General features: G+C 72.6%; 14 protein-coding genes and 2 tRNA genes. 8 read left to right on the top strand and 8 right to left on the bottom strand.

The annotated features are described in order from the left end of the window. The first annotated feature begins 83 nt into the window (after positions 1–83). From ACYVDO_RS08780 to ACYVDO_RS08770, 3 genes are read left to right on the top strand one after another with little or no spacing between them, the layout of a single operon-like run. Positions 84–683, top strand: coding sequence for a hypothetical protein (locus tag ACYVDO_RS08780; protein ID WP_460934829.1), 600 nt, complete (start codon positions 84–86; stop codon positions 681–683). Positions 684–686: 3 nt separating this feature from the next. Next, positions 687–1,202: a hypothetical protein gene (locus ACYVDO_RS08775; protein WP_460934827.1), complete on the top strand. Its 516-nt coding sequence runs from the start codon at positions 687–689 to the stop codon at positions 1,200–1,202. After that, positions 1,199–2,599 carry an LGFP repeat-containing protein gene (locus ACYVDO_RS08770; protein WP_460934824.1) on the top strand — a complete coding sequence of 467 codons (1,401 nt, stop codon included), beginning with the start codon at positions 1,199–1,201 and terminating at the stop codon, positions 2,597–2,599. The genes ACYVDO_RS08775 and ACYVDO_RS08770 overlap by 4 nt, the downstream gene beginning before the upstream one ends. A 71-nt stretch (positions 2,600–2,670) precedes the next feature. On the opposite strand, the gene selA is transcribed toward ACYVDO_RS08770, so the two are convergent. Further along, positions 2,671–3,978 carry an L-seryl-tRNA(Sec) selenium transferase gene (gene selA, locus ACYVDO_RS08765; protein ID WP_460934822.1) on the bottom strand — a complete coding sequence of 436 codons (1,308 nt, stop codon included), beginning with the start codon at positions 3,976–3,978 and terminating at the stop codon, positions 2,671–2,673. A 72-nt stretch (positions 3,979–4,050) separates the two neighbouring features. Here selA and ACYVDO_RS08760 point away from each other — a divergent pair, with 72 nt between their 5' ends. From ACYVDO_RS08760 to ACYVDO_RS08750, 3 genes are all read left to right on the top strand, one after another. Further along, a complete protein-coding gene (locus ACYVDO_RS08760; protein ID WP_460934820.1) occupies positions 4,051–4,356 on the top strand; it encodes a hypothetical protein in 306 nt (101 codons plus the stop codon). Positions 4,357–4,504: 148 nt separating this feature from the next. After that, positions 4,505–5,005 carry a hypothetical protein gene (locus ACYVDO_RS08755; RefSeq protein ID WP_460934818.1) on the top strand — a complete coding sequence of 167 codons (501 nt, stop codon included), beginning with the start codon at positions 4,505–4,507 and terminating at the stop codon, positions 5,003–5,005. 75 nt (positions 5,006–5,080) lie between these two features. Further along, positions 5,081–5,464, top strand: a complete 384-nt coding sequence (locus tag ACYVDO_RS08750) for a hypothetical protein (RefSeq protein WP_460934816.1) — start codon at positions 5,081–5,083, stop codon at positions 5,462–5,464. 80 nt (positions 5,465–5,544) lie between these two features. On the opposite strand, the gene ACYVDO_RS08745 is transcribed toward ACYVDO_RS08750, so the two are convergent. The 6 genes from ACYVDO_RS08745 to gyrB all read right to left on the bottom strand — a co-directional run bounded on the left by ACYVDO_RS08745 (position 5,545) and on the right by gyrB (position 11,520). Beyond that, positions 5,545–5,620: transfer RNA gene (locus ACYVDO_RS08745), tRNA-Ala, on the bottom strand. A gap of 37 nt (positions 5,621–5,657) precedes the next feature. After that, the gene (locus tag ACYVDO_RS08740; RefSeq protein WP_310152148.1) at positions 5,658–5,777 is read right to left on the bottom strand and encodes a DLW-39 family protein; all 120 of its coding nucleotides are present in this window, start codon (positions 5,775–5,777) and stop codon (positions 5,658–5,660) included. A gap of 42 nt (positions 5,778–5,819) precedes the next feature. Further along, positions 5,820–5,896, bottom strand: a tRNA-Ile gene (locus ACYVDO_RS08735). Between the two features lie 224 nt (positions 5,897–6,120). After that, complete coding sequence (locus ACYVDO_RS08730; protein ID WP_460934814.1) at positions 6,121–6,651, bottom strand: DUF3566 domain-containing protein; 531 nt, start codon at positions 6,649–6,651, stop codon at positions 6,121–6,123. Further along, complete coding sequence (gene gyrA, locus ACYVDO_RS08725) at positions 6,648–9,317, bottom strand: DNA gyrase subunit A (RefSeq protein WP_460934812.1); 2,670 nt, start codon at positions 9,315–9,317, stop codon at positions 6,648–6,650. Before gyrA ends, ACYVDO_RS08730 begins: the two co-directional genes overlap by 4 nt. A 97-nt stretch (positions 9,318–9,414) precedes the next feature. Continuing rightward, a complete protein-coding gene (gene gyrB, locus ACYVDO_RS08720) occupies positions 9,415–11,520 on the bottom strand; it encodes a DNA topoisomerase (ATP-hydrolyzing) subunit B (RefSeq protein ID WP_460934810.1) in 2,106 nt (701 codons plus the stop codon). Between the two features lie 327 nt (positions 11,521–11,847). On the opposite strand from gyrB, the gene ACYVDO_RS08715 reads away from it, so the two are divergent. Further along, positions 11,848–12,723, top strand: a complete 876-nt coding sequence (locus ACYVDO_RS08715) for a hypothetical protein (protein ID WP_460934808.1) — start codon at positions 11,848–11,850, stop codon at positions 12,721–12,723. 13 nt (positions 12,724–12,736) lie between these two features. On the opposite strand, the gene ACYVDO_RS08710 is transcribed toward ACYVDO_RS08715, so the two are convergent. Then, positions 12,737–14,179: a protealysin inhibitor emfourin gene (locus ACYVDO_RS08710; RefSeq protein WP_460934806.1), complete on the bottom strand. Its 1,443-nt coding sequence runs from the start codon at positions 14,177–14,179 to the stop codon at positions 12,737–12,739. Between the two features lie 64 nt (positions 14,180–14,243). On the opposite strand from ACYVDO_RS08710, the gene ACYVDO_RS08705 reads away from it, so the two are divergent. Then, complete coding sequence (locus tag ACYVDO_RS08705) at positions 14,244–15,002, top strand: metallophosphoesterase family protein (RefSeq protein ID WP_460934804.1); 759 nt, start codon at positions 14,244–14,246, stop codon at positions 15,000–15,002. Positions 15,003–15,031: the final 29 nt, after the last annotated feature.

The raw sequence follows: 15,031 nt of genomic DNA, 5'->3' as shown, positions 1-15,031 counted from the left end.
CGACGACCCTCTCCCTCGTCCTCGGGGTCCCGATGGCGGTCGTCGCCGCCGTCCGGGCCACGTGGTCCCCTTGAGGCGAGTCGATGCTCTCGAGCATCAGCCCGCTCGGGGAGCGGGCACGCAGCTCACGCTGGTGGCTGACCACCACGGCATACCTCCTCGGGTCGCTGGCCGGCGGCCTGGCCCTCGGCGCCCTCGCCGCTGCCCTGGGGGCGCTCGTCCCCGTTGGGGTGCGCTCGTCCTCCTGGGTCCTCGGCCTCGCCGCCGCCCTGCTGCTCGTGGGGCTCGTCCTCGACCTGCGGGGAGCCGCGGCGCTGCCGTCGTGGCGCCGGCAGGTCGACGTCGCCTGGCTCGACGAGTACCGCGGCTGGGTGATGGGGCTGGGGTTCGGTGCGCAGCTCGGGTTCGGCCTGGTCACGATCGTCACGAGCGCCACGACGTATGCCGCGGTGCTGCTGGCGGTGCTCTCCGGCGACCTGCGCGTGGGGCTGCTCGTCGGCGGGGTCTTCGGACTCGTCCGCGCCCTCCCGTCGCTGCTCATGGTCCGCGTGCACCACCGCGAGTCGCTGCACCGGGTCTTCGAAAGGGTCGAACGCTGGGCAAAACCGGCACGCATCGTGGCTACAGTGACGTTGGGCGGTGCGGCGGCGGTGCTGCTGGCCACCTCGATCGGGAGTGGGTGAGGCATGGCTGACCGCTACGGCCTGCGGGCCGATGCGCCGCGGGGGTGGCACGTCGAGGTGACCCGCCGCCCGGGCGCCGAGCCGCTCGCTCCCGGCGCGCGCCTGGCCGCCGGTGCGGAGCAGGACGTGACCCGCCCGGTGCTGCACGCCTGCACCCGACCCCTGCCCGCCGTGCGCGAGGATTTCGGCACCGGCGTCGTGGACCTGCTGGGGCCGGACGACGTGTTCGTCGCGCTCGTCGACTACGGCTCCGAGGTCGCCGACCAGGGGCTGTTCGAGAAGCAGGGACTGCCCCGGCTCGCGCCGTCGCAGTTCGCCCCCAACCGGCTCCAGCGACCGCTGCCGGGGATGAGTGCCTCGCAGCACTTCTTCAGCTCCGGCGGCCGGGGGTTCTGCCTGTTCACCGTGCTCGGCAGCCACGCGCGCAGGATGGCCTCGGTCCGGCGGGCGGCCACCCTCGTCGAGAGCCTGCGCATCACCGACCGCGAGACCCTTCTCCGGCAGGGAGGCCGGCCGTGAGCACCCTCGAGGACCTGACCAGCGGACCGGGCCCCGGCGGCATGGCCGGCGTCGTGAGCCGGCTGGCCCAGCGCCTGCGTCCCGTCTCACGCCGAGGCGTCCTGCTCGGGGCGACCGTCGCCGCCACGGCCCTGGCCACCAGGCCCAAGGAGTACGCGCTGCGGCCCGTCGCGGCATACGCCACCATCTGCGGGCCCGGGAACACCGCCTCGAGCGGCTGGACGGTCTTCTGCGCCACGGTGAACAAGGGGGTGAACACCTGCCCGCCCGGCAGCTTCGCGGCGGGGTGGTGGAAGGCCGCCGACTCCTCGTGGTGCGGCGGGGGGTACCGCTACATCGTCGACTGCAACGCCTCCTGCTCGAAGTGCACGACCGGGTGCAGCGACGGCATCTGCGACAGCCGGTGCTGGTCCTGCTCGTGCGGCACCGGGTCGACCGCCACCTGCGATCAGCGCCGGGTCTGCTGCAACGCGTTCCGGTACGGCCAGTGCAACACCCAGGTGAAGTGCTCCGGCGGCGTGCACTGCCGCGTCGTCAGCTGCGTCGCGCCGTACACGTGGGCGGCCTGCACGACCACCTCGCTGAGCGACAACCGCACGGCGGAGCACAGCTCGCCGCTGCTGCCCCAGTGGGGGGCGATCTCGGCGAAGTACAAGGCGATGGGCGAGCAGCGGTCCTTCCTCAAGGCCTCCACAGGACCGGAAAAGGCCATCGGGGACGGCCGGGGCCGCTACGTCTCCTACCAGGGAGGGTGGATCGTGTGGTCCAGCGCGACCGGCGCCCGGGCGATGAACAGCTGGACCTGGGCCAGCTGGGGTGTGGAACGCCCGGCGCTGGGCTACCCCGTCAGCGACCTCACCTTCGGGCTGAGGGACGGGGGGTGGATCCAGCTCTTCCAGTACGGTGCCGTCACCGACAGCCTCTCCACGGCCAAGCAGTCGGTGACGTCCGTGCGGTGGACGCTCTGGCGCGAGAACGGCCGCGAGAGCGGGCTCCTGGGCTACCCGACCAGCGGTCTTGTCTACGGCCTCGGCGGTTACTACTGGATCCAGACCTTCCAGGGTGGCGCCATCACGGACAGTCGGGAGACGGCGACCCAGGTCGTCGCGGGTGTCATGTGGACGGCATGGCAGGCAGCCGGCCGCGAGACGGGCGTCCTCGGGTACCCCTCGAGTGCTCGGGTCGCGACCAGCAGGGGCGCCTACCAGAAGTTCACGAAGGGCGAGTTGTGGGCGCTCGGCAGTGGGGCTGCCCGGCGCGTGTACGGCGCGGTGCTCACCCAGTGGCAGGCAGCCGGTGGCGCGAGCGGGCCGTACGGGTATCCCGTGACTGACACGACCTCCACGGCCGGTGGCGGCCTGACCTGCACCTTCGAGGGCGGGACCATCACGGCCTGACGCGACAACGCCCGGGAGTGGCCGGGCACCAGTGACCCGCCGTCAGCGCGGCGCGGTCTCGGCTCGCACCGTCAGCGGGGGAGCCGGGCCAGCGCCGCGGCGACCGTGGGGTCGTCCTGCTCGGGGACGCACCGCAGGTCGACGAGGCAGCGGCCGCGCTCGACCCGCGCCAGCACCGGCGGGTCCTGGGCGCGCAGGGCGGCCGCCGCCGACTCCGGCAGCGACACCGCCCACCCGGGCAGCTCCCGGCCCGGGGCGCCGCCCCCACCGACGACTCCCACACTGGGGACGACCGACGCCTCGAGCTGCTCGGGCAGCCGCGCGGCGAGGGCGGTGCACCGCCGGTGCAGGCTGGCCTCATCGGCCTCGAGGTGGTCCCACACCGGGGTGCGCGGTCCGCGCACGGTCGCCTCGAGTGCCGCCAGGGTCGTCTTGTCGGCCCGCACGGCGCGGGCCAGCGGGTGCCGTCGCAGGCGTTCGACCACCTCGGCCCGGCCCAGGATGATCCCCGCCTGGGGGCCACCGAGCAGCTTGTCCCCGGAGCAGGTGACGACGGACGCCCCCGCCCGCAGGGCTGCGGCGGCGTCCGGCTCGGCCGGGAGCAGGGGGGCCGGCGCCAGCAGGCCGCTGCCGATGTCGTGGACGACCGGGACCCCGAGGGTCGCGAGCTCCTCGACGGGGACCGACGAGGTGAAGCCCTCGACCCGGAAGTTGCTGGGGTGCACCTTGAGGACGCACCCGGTGCGCGGCCCAAGCGCCGCCGCGTAGTCGCCGAGGGTGGTGCGGTTGGTCGTCCCCACCTCGCGCAGCCGCCCGCCGGTGCTCTCCACCAGGTCGGGCAGGCGGAACCCGTCGCCGATCTCGACCATCTCGCCGCGGCTCACGAGGACCTCGCCGCCCGCACCGGCCAGGGCCGTGGTGGCCAGCACGAGGGCAGCCGCACCGTTGGTGACGACCAGGGCCGCCTCCGCCCCGGGCACGGCGGCGAGGAGGGCCTCGATCGCCCCACGCCCGCGGCGTGAGCGCCGCCCCGAGGCGAGGTCGAGCTCGACGTCGACGTACCCCGCTGCGGCGACCATGGCCTCGACCGCCGCCGCGGAGAGGGGGGCGCGGCCCAGGTTGGTGTGCACGACCACGCCGGTGGCGTTGACCACGGGGACGAGCGACGTGGCGCGGCGGGGGAGCGCGGCCCTTGCCGTCGCCGCGACCTGCGAAGGGTCGATGGCGCCCTCGCGGGCGAGCTGTTGCGCCGAGCGCACGGCATCCAGGACACGGTCGCGGCCCAGTCGTGAGACCGCCTGCGCGAGCTGCGGATCGGCCAGCACGGTGTCGGTCCGCGGAACCCGACGGCGACTGTCCTCGGGGTCCGGCTGCGGCATGCCTGCGAGGCTAGCGCAGGGGATCCGGGCGAGCCCTTGTGAGTGAGTGCGCGAGCGCGCAGGCTGGACGCCATGGCGACATACGACGTGCACGTGGGGGACGGCCGGGTGGTTCGCGACTTCCGGGCACAGATCAGCGCGGCGAGCCCGTCCGAGGCGGTGCTGGCCGCGCGCCGGGCGATGCCCGCACCCGCCTGGCACGGGGTGGTGACCGTGTACCGGCACCGCCGCCTGCGTGGCCGGGCGCTGGTCGGCACGTATGCCGCCGGCGGGCCGGGCGACGACGGAACCGCCGGGGTGCGCGAGCCCCGCCGCCCGCTCCCGGGACCCCCCGGTATCGCGCACGCGGCCGACCTGCCAGCTCCGCGGGCCGACTGAAGACACCGCCTGCGCGCGGGCAGCCCACCGCTCGCGGTCCGCGTCGAGGACCACCGCCGTCCCGACCCCATCCGGCTGCTTCTCGGTGGATGCCCGCTCCTCCTTCTGACGGGTTGCGGCCGGCCCGCAGTGGGTCAGGATGGGGTCGATGGCGACGTCGCGGTGGAGGCTCTGGGGCGCGCGGGTCGCGGTGGTGCTGGCCCTCGTGACGGTGGGTGCCGCCTTCAGCCGGCTGTGGAGCTTCGCCACCACCGACAACCCGGCGGTCATCGAGAACCCGGACATCACCGCGGTCGCGTCCGTGGCGTGCGCGCAGATGCGGGAGTCGGCGGCCGCAGCGGCCGTCGGACCGGCCGCGACCCTGCGGCAACGCGTCGGTGCCGTCAACGCCCAGGACGACGCAGTGCTCGAGCTGGTCGCCCGGATGCGCGGGCTCGGCGAGGTCCGCCTCGCGGCGGACGTGCCGGCGCCGGAGTGGGTGCAGGACTGGGAGCGGCTCGTGGCGGCGCGGGACGCCTACGCCCGGCAGCTCGCCTCGGGGAAACCGGCCACGCTGGCGTTGCCGAAGGTCGACGGCCGGCCGCTGGTCGACCGGCTCAACGACGTCGGCCTCAACTGCCGGGTTCCCCGGGTGCTGCTCGGTCCCTGACGGGCGGCTGGGACCTTCGCCCCTGCCGCAGGTGCCGGGCCACGGTCACGCTGGTGGGGCAAGGAGGTGGACCCCATGACCACCCACCACCCCAGACGCACGCACGACCCCCGCACCGCGATTCACCGGCCCCGGATCCAGGCGCTGACCTCGCTGTGGATGCTCGCCGTGTTCGCGGCCTGGACGGTGCTCTTCATCGCCTTCACGGGCCCCATCGCCCAGCTCTTCGGCTTCGAGACTGCCAGCGGCGAGATGCCGTACGTCGAGGGCTGGCTCGGATGGACGACGATGACCTTGCTCTGGGCGGCACCCCTGATCGCCGGGGTCGCCCTGGCCTGGCACTCCCTGCACCGTGACCCGGCCCAGCGCCCGGCGCGGGTCGCCCTGTCGGTGAACGGCGTGCTGCTGGTGGCCCTCGTCGTGCCGTCCCTGCTCGACCGGATCCTCCACCTGCGATGACGTCCCGCCGGGCAGGGCGCACCTGGCGGCGACGCGATGAAGGCCCCTCCCGACAACGGCGGGAGGGGCCTCGTGAACTGTGGTGGAGCCAAGGGGACTCGAACCCCTAACCCCCTGCTTGCAAAGCAGGTGCGCTACCAATTGCGCCATGGCCCCCGAGCGGATCCGGCGGCCTGGTGGCCGCGGAACCGCGCTACCTCGGGGAGTCGGTCGCCTCGGCCCAGAGGTCCTTCTCGGCCTGCTGGTCCTTGAGCTTCTTCTGGATCGCCGCGGCGCCGATGGCGGTCGCGACCAGGAGCAGGAGCTTCTTCACGGACTCCGCCTTCCCTCACCGAGGAACCGCGGGGATCGGGATTGGTGGGCCTAACAGGACTTGAACCTGTGGCCTCTTCCTTATCAGGGAAGCGCTCTAACCGTCTGAGCTATAGGCCCGTGAGCCCAATCTCCGCCGCGCCACGGGAGGTGGCGCGAGGCACGAGGTTACCCCACGCCCGCGGCCACTTCCAAAACGGCCCCGCCCGGCGTACGCCCCGCCTCAGGACCCGTGGCCAGCCCGCCCCGGCCGACGCCGCCCCGCACAAAACAACGGTTGCTCGGCATACCTCGGGTTGGTGTCCCGCGGGATGTCGAGCAACCGTTGTCTTGCGGGGAGAGCCTCAGTCGTCGGTGAGGGTCAGCTGGATGCCGCCGACCAGCGAGGAGCAGACGTTGTAGAGGAACGCGCCCAGCGTCGACAGGGCGGTGAGCAGGATGACGTCGATGACACCGATGACGATCGACAGCGACAGCACCCGCCCGAACCCGAGGAAGTCCATGATGTTGAACGGGTTCTGGCTGTCCGAGAAGACCGTGCCCACGAGCCGGTTGATCTCGGAGAACACGCCCATGCCGGACAGGATCATCCACAGCACGGCGACCATGACGACGCCGGCGATGCCGAGTGCGACCGAGATGAGGAACGACATCTTCATCGCCGACCACGGGTCGATCCGGCTGACCGTGAGCTTCACCCGCCGCTGGCGCACACCGGGGACGCCGCCCACCGGGCGGGCCTGGGGGCTACCGGGCTGGGAGATCGGCCGGGTCGCGGTCGACGTGCCCGGACCGGTCGAACCGCCCGCACCCTGGCCCGTCGACTGACCGCCCTGGCCCAGGGCCGACCTGCTCGTCTGGCCTGCCGTGCTCACGCGCTACCTCCGGTGCCCTCGGTGTCGGACCCGTCCGCGGCGTCAGCCCCGGGCGCGACCTCGTCATTCGACTCCGACGGTACGGCATCGGTGGCCCGGGAGTCGCCTTCACCACTCGAGGGCTGGACAGCCGGGGCGGCTGCGCCGGCCCCCCCGCCACCGTCCGCAGACACCTCTCCCTCGGTCACCACGTCCTCGGGCGCCGTCTCCGGCGCGTCGGTCACGGCCACGACGGCGTCGCCCTTGCCGGGTCGGGCGAAGATCACGCCCTGGGTGTTGCGCCCACGGCGGGCCACTGGCGCCACCGGCATACGCACCACGTTGCCCTTGGCGAACACCACCATGACGTCGTCGCTCTCGTGCACCGTGAGCGCGCCCACGAGGTCGCCGTTGCGCTCGGTGATCTTGGCGACGGCGACGCCGAGGCCACCGCGGCCCTTGACGTTCCAGTCCGAGGACGGGGAGCGCTTGGCCATGCCGTTCTCGAAGACCACGAACACGTCCGGGTCCTCGCCGTCGCGGATCACGCTCATCGACAGCAGCGAGTCGTCGCCCCGGAACCGCATGCCGGTCACGCCGCTCGTGGCCCGGCCCATCGGCCGCAGCTGGTCGTCGGCCGCGTGGAACCGCACCGACTGCGCGTGCCGCGACACGAGCAGCAGGTCGTCCTCGGCGCTGAGCAGGTCGACCCCGATCAGCTCGTCGCCATCGCGGAGGTTGACCGCGATGAGGCCACCGGAGCGGGGTGAGTCGTAGTCCGCGAGCCGGGTCTTCTTGACCAGGCCGTTCTTGGTGGCCAGCACGAGGTACGGCGACTGGGTGTAGTCGCGCAGGTCGAGCACCTGGGCGATCTGCTCGTCCGGCTGCAGCGCCAGCAGGTTCGCGACGTGCTGGCCCTTGGCGTCCCGGCCGGCGTCGGGCAGCTCGTACGCCTTGACCCGGTAGACCCGGCCGAGGTTGGTGAAGAAGAGCAGCCAGTGGTGCGAGGACGTCGTGAAGAAGTGCTCCACCAGGTCGTCGCCGCGCAGCGCGGCACCGCGGACGCCGCGGCCGCCGCGGCCCTGGGAGCGGTACGCGTCGACCCGGGTGCGCTTGGCGTAGCCGCCACGGGTGATCGTGACGACCACGTCCTCCTCGGGGATGAGGTCCTCCATCGACATGTCGCCGTCGAAGAGGTCGATCGTGGTGCGCCGGTCGTCGCCGTACTTGTCGACGATCTGGCCGAGCTCCTCGGAGACGATGGACCGCTGGCGCGTCGGCGTGGCGAGGATGTCCTGGTAGTCGAGGATCATCCGCTCGAGCTCGTCGTGCTGGTCGATGATCTTCTGGCGCTCCAGGGCCGCCAGGCGCCGCAGCTGCATGTCGAGGATCGCCCGGGCCTGGACCTCGTCGATCTCCAGCAGCTCGATGAGGCCGTCGCGGGCCTCCTCCACGGTGGGGGAGCGGCGGATGAGGGCGATGACCTCGTCGAGCGCGTCGAGCGCCTTGAGCAGGCCCCGCAAGATGTGGATCTCGGCCTCGGCCTTGCGCAGCCGGAAGGTCGTGCGCCGCTGGATGACCTCGATCTGGTGGTCAACCCAGTGCCGGATGAACGCGTCCAGTGGCAGGGTGCGCGGCACCCCGTCGACCAGGGCGAGCATGTTGGCGCCGAAGTTGGTCTGCAGCTGGGTGTGCTTGTACAGGTTGTTGAGGACGACCTTGGCGACCGCGTCGCGCTTGAGCACGATCACCAGGCGCTGGCCGGTGCGGCCCGAGGTCTCGTCGCGCAGGTCGGCGATGCCGGCGAGCTTGCCGTCCTTGATGAGCTCGGCGATCTTCTGCGCGAGGGTGTCGGGGTTGACCTGGTACGGCAGCTCGGTGACGACCAGGCACTGCCGGCCCTGGATCTCCTCGACCTCGACGACCGACCGCATGATGATCGAGCCGCGGCCCGTCCGGTAGGCGTCCTCGATGCCGCGGCGGCCCATGATGAGCGCGCCGGTCGGGAAGTCCGGGCCCTGGATGATCGTCAGCAGCCGCTCGAGCAGCTCCTCGCGCGGCATGTCCGGGTTGTCGAGGTAGACCTGCGCCCCGGCTGCGACCTCGCGCAGGTTGTGCGGCGGGATCTGCGTGGCCATGCCGACGGCGATGCCGGCCGAGCCGTTGACGAGCAGGTTGGGGAACCGGCTCGGCAGGACCGTCGGCTCCTGGGTCTTGCCGTCGTAGTTCGGCTGGAAGTCGACGGTGTCCTCGTGGATGTCACGGACCATCTCCATGGCGATCTGCGCCATCCGGCACTCGGTGTACCGCGGGGCGGCGGCACCGTCGTTGCCGCGGCTGCCGAAGTTGCCCTGGCCGTCGACGAGCGGGTACCGCAGCGACCAGTCCTGGACGAGCCGGACGAGGGCGTCGTAGATCGCGCTGTCGCCGTGCGGGTGGTACTGACCCATGACGTCACCGACGACGCGGCTGCACTTGTTGTAGCCGCGGTCGGGCCGGTAGCCGCCGTCGTACATGGCGTACAGCACGCGGCGGTGCACCGGCTTGAGCCCGTCCCGCACGTCGGGGAGCGCGCGGCTGACGATGACGCTCATCGCGTACTCGATGTAGCTGCGCTGCATCTCCGTGTTGAGGTCGATCGGCTCGGTCCGATCGCCCGGGGTGATGGTGGGCGGCTGCTCAGTCATGGATTCCCTTGTCCTTCAATGCCATTCGAGGAAGCTTCGTCGGTATGCCGGGCGGCTGGTTCCACGTGAAACCCGCCGGCCCGGCGGCATACCGGCCCTAGATGTCGAGGAAGCGCACGTCGCGGGCGTTGCGCTGGATGAAGCCGCGGCGGGACTCGACGTCCTCGCCCATGAGGATCGCGAAGATCTCGTCGGCCGCGGCCGCGTCGTCGAGCGTCACCTGGAGCAGGACCCGGTGGTCGGGGTCCATCGTGGTGTCCCACAGCTCGTGGTAGTTCATCTCGCCGAGGCCCTTGTACCGCTGCACGCCGTTGTCCTTGGGCAGGCGCCACCCGCGCGACTGTCCCTCGAGGATCATCGCGTCGCGCTCGCGGTCGCTGTACGCGAACTCGTGCTCGTGGTTGCTCCACTTGAGCCGGTACAGCGGCGGCTGGGCCAGGTAGACGTACCCGGCCTCGATGAGCGGGCGCATGAACCGGAACAGCAGGGTCAGCAGCAAGGTCCGGATGTGCATGCCGTCGACGTCGGCGTCGGCCATCAGGATGATCTTGTGGTACCGCGCCTTGGACAGGTCGAAGTCCTCGCCGATGCCGGTGCCGAAGCCCGAGATGAGCGCCTGGACCTCGTTGTTGGCGAGCACCTTGTCGATGCGGGCCTTCTCGACGTTGAGGATCTTTCCGCGGATCGGGAGGATCGCCTGGGTGTGCGGGTTGCGCCCCTGCACCGCCGAGCCGCCGGCCGAGTCGCCCTCGACGATGAAGACCTCGGAGATCGAGGGGTCCTTGCTCTGGCAGTCCTTGAGCTTGCCGGGCAGGCCGCCGGACTCCAGCAGTCCCTTGCGCCGGGTCGCCTCGCGCGCCTTGCGGGCGGCCATCCGCGCGGCCGCGGCCTGGATCGACTTGCGGACGATGTCCTTGCCCTCGTTGGGGTGCGCCTCGAGCCAGTGGCCGAACTCGTCGGTCATGGCCCGCTGCACGAAGCCCTTGACCTCGGAGTTGCCGAGCTTGGTCTTGGTCTGGCCCTCGAACTGCGGCTCGCCGAGCTTGACCGAGATGACCGCCGTGAGGCCCTCGCGGACGTCGTCGCCGGTGAGGTTGTCGTCCTTGTCCTTGAGCAGGTTCTGCTTGCGCGCGAAGTCGTTGATGAGCTTGGTCATCGCCGCGCGGAAGCCCTCCTCGTGGGTGCCGCCCTCGTGGGTGTTGATGGTGTTGGCGTAGGTGTGGACCGACTCGGAGTAGGCGGTCGTCCACTGCATCGCCAGCTCGAGGCTGAGCTGCCGCTCGGTGTCCTCGGATTCGATCGAGATGATCTCGGCGTTGACCGGCTCGGCCTTCTTCGAGCCCACGAGGTGGGTGACGTAGTCGACCAGGCCGTTGTCGTAACGGTAGGAGATCTGGCGCGGCTTCTTCTCGACCTCGTCGACGACGTCGGAGCCCTCCTCGCCGCCGGTGTCGGGCTCGCGCTCGTCGACCAGGTTGATGGTCAGGCCCTTGTTGAGGAAGGCCATCTGCTGGAACCGCGCCCGGATGGTCTCGAAGTCGTAGGTCGTCGACTCGAAGATGCCACCGTCGGCCCAGAACGTGATGGTCGTCCCGGTCTCGTCGGACTCCTCCATCTGCTGCAGGGGTGCGACCGCCTCGCCGTGGTCGAACGAGACCCGGAAGACGTGGCCGAGCTGGCGCACCTCGGCGTCGAGGCGGGTCGAGAGCGCGTTGACCACGGAGGAGCCGACGCCGTGCAGGCCGCCGGACACCTTGTAGCCCCCGCCACCGAACTTGCCGCCCGCGTGCAGCTGGGTGAGCACGAGCTCGACGGTGGACATGCCGTACTGGTCGTTCATGCCCGTGGGGATGCCGCGACCGTTGTCCGCGACCCGCACACCACCGTCGGCGAGCAGCGTGACGTCGATCGTGTCGGCGTAGCCGGCCAGCGCCTCGTCCACGGCGTTGTCGACGATCTCCCAGACGAGGTGGTGCAGGCCCCGCTCGCCGGTCGAGCCGATGTACATGCCCGGGCGCTTGCGGACCGCCTCGAGCCCCTCGAGCACCTGGATCGCGCTGGCGTCGTAGTCCGACCCGGGCTCGACGCCGGCGAGCTGGGCCTCCACGTGCGCGCGGGCGGCCTCGGCCTCGGCGGCCGTGAGGTGCTCGGTCTGGTCGGGGGCATTCTGGTAAGGGCGGTCGTTCTGGTCGGGCGCGGGCACGGTGCTCCTCTGTGCTTGCGGCACGACGGACGGACCGGCTCCCGGACGGCGTCGTACCCTGCTCATGGAACGCGACCAGGCTGGAGACCAGCTGGTCGCGGAACTGTCCTCCAGTCTACCTGTCGCGGGGGACAGAAGGTGCCTCAGGAGGCCCGGGAACACGCATCAGGGCGAAAAAAACCGCGGTTCACGGGTCGGGGGTCACCACCCGGCCCCCCAGTGGGCCACACGCGCGATTTCCCGATCCGGGTCCCGGGCCTCCACCGAACGGGTGGTCCCGTCCCGTTCCCCCCTTTTCACGCACCCGCTCCGGCTAGCGTGCCGAGCGTGGGGGACGGACGCCAGGAGGCCTGGACGCGACGGTCCACTGCGCGCCGTGAAGGGTCCTGGCCCGGCCCTCCGGCGGCCGGGCTGCGCACGCCGGGACCCACGGCTGGGACCCTGCCCGCCCGCCTCGGGGCCGGACTCGGAGCGATCGCCCTGGTGCTGTCCCTCGTCGGCTGCGGGGGCAGCCTGACCGGCTCGCCCGGCACGGTCACCGCCCTGCCACCGGACCCGCATGCCATCACGCCCACGGCGACCGTCACGCCGGGTGCCCCGGACCCGGCCCCCACGCCGAGCACCGAGGCGGACCCGCCGTCGGCCTGGAAGGGCGCCGCCCTGACCGCCGAGGAGCAGCCGGTCGAGGACGGTGACCTGGGCATCGCGTTCGGGGTGCCCCGCACGTTCACCGAGCTCGATGCCGGGAACCTCGCCAACTCCCAGGGCAGCCTGGAGGAGCGGCGCCGGCTTGCCGGCCGGCTCGGGCTGTCCCTCGAGGACTACACCCAGATGCTGCAGGCGCGGATGGGTCGGGTGTTCACCGCCTTCGTCGCCGACCCCGGTGACCCCGTGTCCCTGGTCCTGGCTCGCACCCCGGGTCGGGCGCTGCCACCCGACGCGACGCTGCGCGCCGGCGTGTCCACCGGTCTGGCCGGACCGGTGGACCGGCTCACGCACGTCCGCACCCAGGCCGGCCCCGCGGTACGGCTGACCTTCCACCTCGACGGGACCCGGCGGGTCTACGGGGTCGCGGTCGCGCTCGTGGTCGGCGACCAGGTCGTCACCTTCTCCTCCCTGGGCACGTCGAAGGCCAGGGTCGAGGCCTTCGTCGACCGGGTCGCGGCCACGCTGTGGGCCACCCGCACGCACGGGGTGGTCTGACGCCCGGCCCCGGTCAGGCGTCGAGGGTCCGGCGCAGGAGGTCGCGCACCGACTCGGGCAGGTCGTGCTCAGGGAGGTCGAGCTCGTCGGCCTCGGGCGGGCAGGCCACGTGGTAGGTGTACGCGTCCGGGACGACGCGGCCGCGCCGGGCGGCCAGCGACCGCAACCCGTCCCCGGCGAGCAGCCCGCGCCACTCCCGCGCGTCGTCGTCGGGGAGGTCGCTCAGCGTGACCGTGCGCCGGCGGTGCTGACCGGCGAGGCCGCCGCTGCGCCGCACCTGGACCGCCACGGCACCGGCGGCGGGCTGCCCCTCTCGACCTTGGCCCGCCGTCCCGACCCCGGAAGGGCGGCCGGGCTGCTGCCCGCTCCCGCCGTCGCGGGTGAGGACCCCCACCTGCACCCAGGCGTCCCGCACCGCCGCGGCCTCGGGTGAGTCCGCGGCATACCGCGCCCGGGCGGCGGCCACGGTGAGCCCAGCGAAGGTGGCGAAGTCGCAGTCCGCGGCGAGGGTGCCCCCGGTGAGGACGTCGTACCAGACCTGGCCCGCGCCCTCCCAGGCGTTGCCACCGATCGCGGTGGCGGCGAGGTAGAAGGCGTGGTTGGGGATGCCGGAGTTGAGGTGCACCCCGCCGTTGTCGTCGGTGGTGCGCACGTAGCCGGACATGTCGGCGGGCTGCGGGTCCTTGCCGAGCTGGGGGTCGTCGTAGGCGGTGCCCGGCGCCTTCATCGAGCGCAGGGCGACTCCCTTGACCTGGGGGGTGAACAGGCCCTTGCCGATGAGCCAGTCGGCCTCGGCCGCGCTCTGCCCCTCAGCCCGCTGCCGCACGAGCGACCCGAAGACGTCCGAGATGCTCTCGTTGAGCGCCCCCGACTGTCCCTGGTACGTCAGGCCCGCGGTGAGCTCGGTGACGCCGTGCGTGAGCTCGTGCCCGATGACGTCGACCGCGACGGTGAACCGGGTGAACACCCGGCCGTCGCCGTCGCCGAAGACCATCTGCGTGCCGTCCCAGAACGCGTTGTCGTAGTCCTGGCCGTAGTGGACCGACGCCAGCAACGGCAGGCCCCTGTCGTCGAGGGAGTCACGGCCGTACTGCTCGCGGTACAGCCGCCACGTCGCGCCGAGCCCGTCATAGGCCTCGTCCGCAGCGGCGTCACCGCTCGCGGGGTCGCCCTCGCCCCGCACCGTGGACCCGGGCAGCGTCTCCGACCCGTGGGCGTCGCTCACCACCCGCTGGGGGTGGGTGCCGTCGTCCGGCGGCACCGTCGGGGTCCGGGGTGCCGCGGCCGTCCGACCGGCCCCCGCCCGACCGGCGCCACGGCGGGCCCGCCACTCGCCGTCACGGGTGAGGGTCCGGCTGGCGCAGTCGGCGACGTCGCCGGACCCCTGGGCCGACAGCGCCTCGAGCAGGTAGGGCGGGACGATCGCGCAGCGCGGCGACTCGGACATCTCGGGCATGACCCCATGGTGCTCCCGGACGCCGACAGCGGCGACCGGACGCCCCGCGGCATACCGTCACTGCATGGTCGAGTCCGTCGCGGTCCTGTCCGACGTCCACGGTGCGCTCCCCGTGCTCGAGGCGGTCCTCGCCGAGCCGGACGTCGCGGGCGCCGACCTCGTCGTCGTGTGCGGCGACCACGCGGCGGGCCCCATGCCGGTCGAGACACTGGACGCCCTCACCGCGCTGGGGGAACGGGTCGTCCTCGTGCGCGGCAACGCCGACCGTGAGCTCGTCGAGGTCGCACGCGGTGGCACGAGCGAGCACCCCGAGTCGCAGTGGGCCGGGGCCCAGCTGCGGCCCGACCAGGTGGACCTGCTGGCCGGGCTCCCGCACCCGGTGACCGTCGAGGTCGACGGGTTCGGGCCGGTGCTCGCCTGCCACGGCTCGCCCCGGGACGACGACGAGGTCGTGCTCGTCGACACGCGGCTCGAGCGCTGGGCCGCGGCGTTCGCGGAGCTGCCCCCCGAGGTGCGCACCGTCCTGTGCGGCCACACCCACATGCCGTTCGCGCGCCTGGTCGACCGGCGCTGGGTGGTCAACCCCGGGAGCATCGGTATGCCGTACGGCCGGCCCGGCGGGGCCTGGGCGCTCCTGCGCGGGGCCCAGGTCTCGCTGCGGCACACCGAGGTGGACCTCGACGCCGTGTGCGAGCGGATCGTGGCCGAGTCGGGGTACGAGGACCGCCGGGCGTGGGTGGAGGAGTACGTCCGCGGGCGGAACTCCGACGCCGACGCGCTCACGGTCTTCGCCCCGCGCGACGGCCGTTCCAGCCCGGCCTGACTCCCGCGGCTCGGCTGATGCGTCACGCC

The sequence above is a fragment of the Phycicoccus ginsengisoli genome, assembly GCF_054779295.1.
This window is presented reverse-complemented; position numbering and strand designations above follow the sequence as displayed.

What these genes read in the sequence shown, in the direction of transcription:
- selA (WP_460934822.1), bottom strand. Translation starts at nt 3,978, where the DNA reads ATGCCGCAGCCGGACCCCGAGGACAGTCGCCGTCGGGTTCCGCGGACC.
- ACYVDO_RS08775 (WP_460934827.1), top strand. Translation starts at nt 687, where the DNA reads ATGGCTGACCGCTACGGCCTGCGGGCCGATGCGCCGCGGGGGTGGCAC.
- ACYVDO_RS08760 (WP_460934820.1), top strand. Translation starts at nt 4,051, where the DNA reads ATGGCGACATACGACGTGCACGTGGGGGACGGCCGGGTGGTTCGCGAC.
- ACYVDO_RS08755 (WP_460934818.1), top strand. Translation starts at nt 4,505, where the DNA reads ATGGCGACGTCGCGGTGGAGGCTCTGGGGCGCGCGGGTCGCGGTGGTG.
- ACYVDO_RS08710 (WP_460934806.1), bottom strand. Translation starts at nt 14,179, where the DNA reads ATGCCCGAGATGTCCGAGTCGCCGCGCTGCGCGATCGTCCCGCCCTAC.
- ACYVDO_RS08705 (WP_460934804.1), top strand. Translation starts at nt 14,244, where the DNA reads ATGGTCGAGTCCGTCGCGGTCCTGTCCGACGTCCACGGTGCGCTCCCC.
- gyrA (WP_460934812.1), bottom strand. Translation starts at nt 9,317, where the DNA reads ATGACTGAGCAGCCGCCCACCATCACCCCGGGCGATCGGACCGAGCCG.
- ACYVDO_RS08750 (WP_460934816.1), top strand. Translation starts at nt 5,081, where the DNA reads ATGACCACCCACCACCCCAGACGCACGCACGACCCCCGCACCGCGATT.
- ACYVDO_RS08780 (WP_460934829.1), top strand. Translation starts at nt 84, where the DNA reads ATGCTCTCGAGCATCAGCCCGCTCGGGGAGCGGGCACGCAGCTCACGC.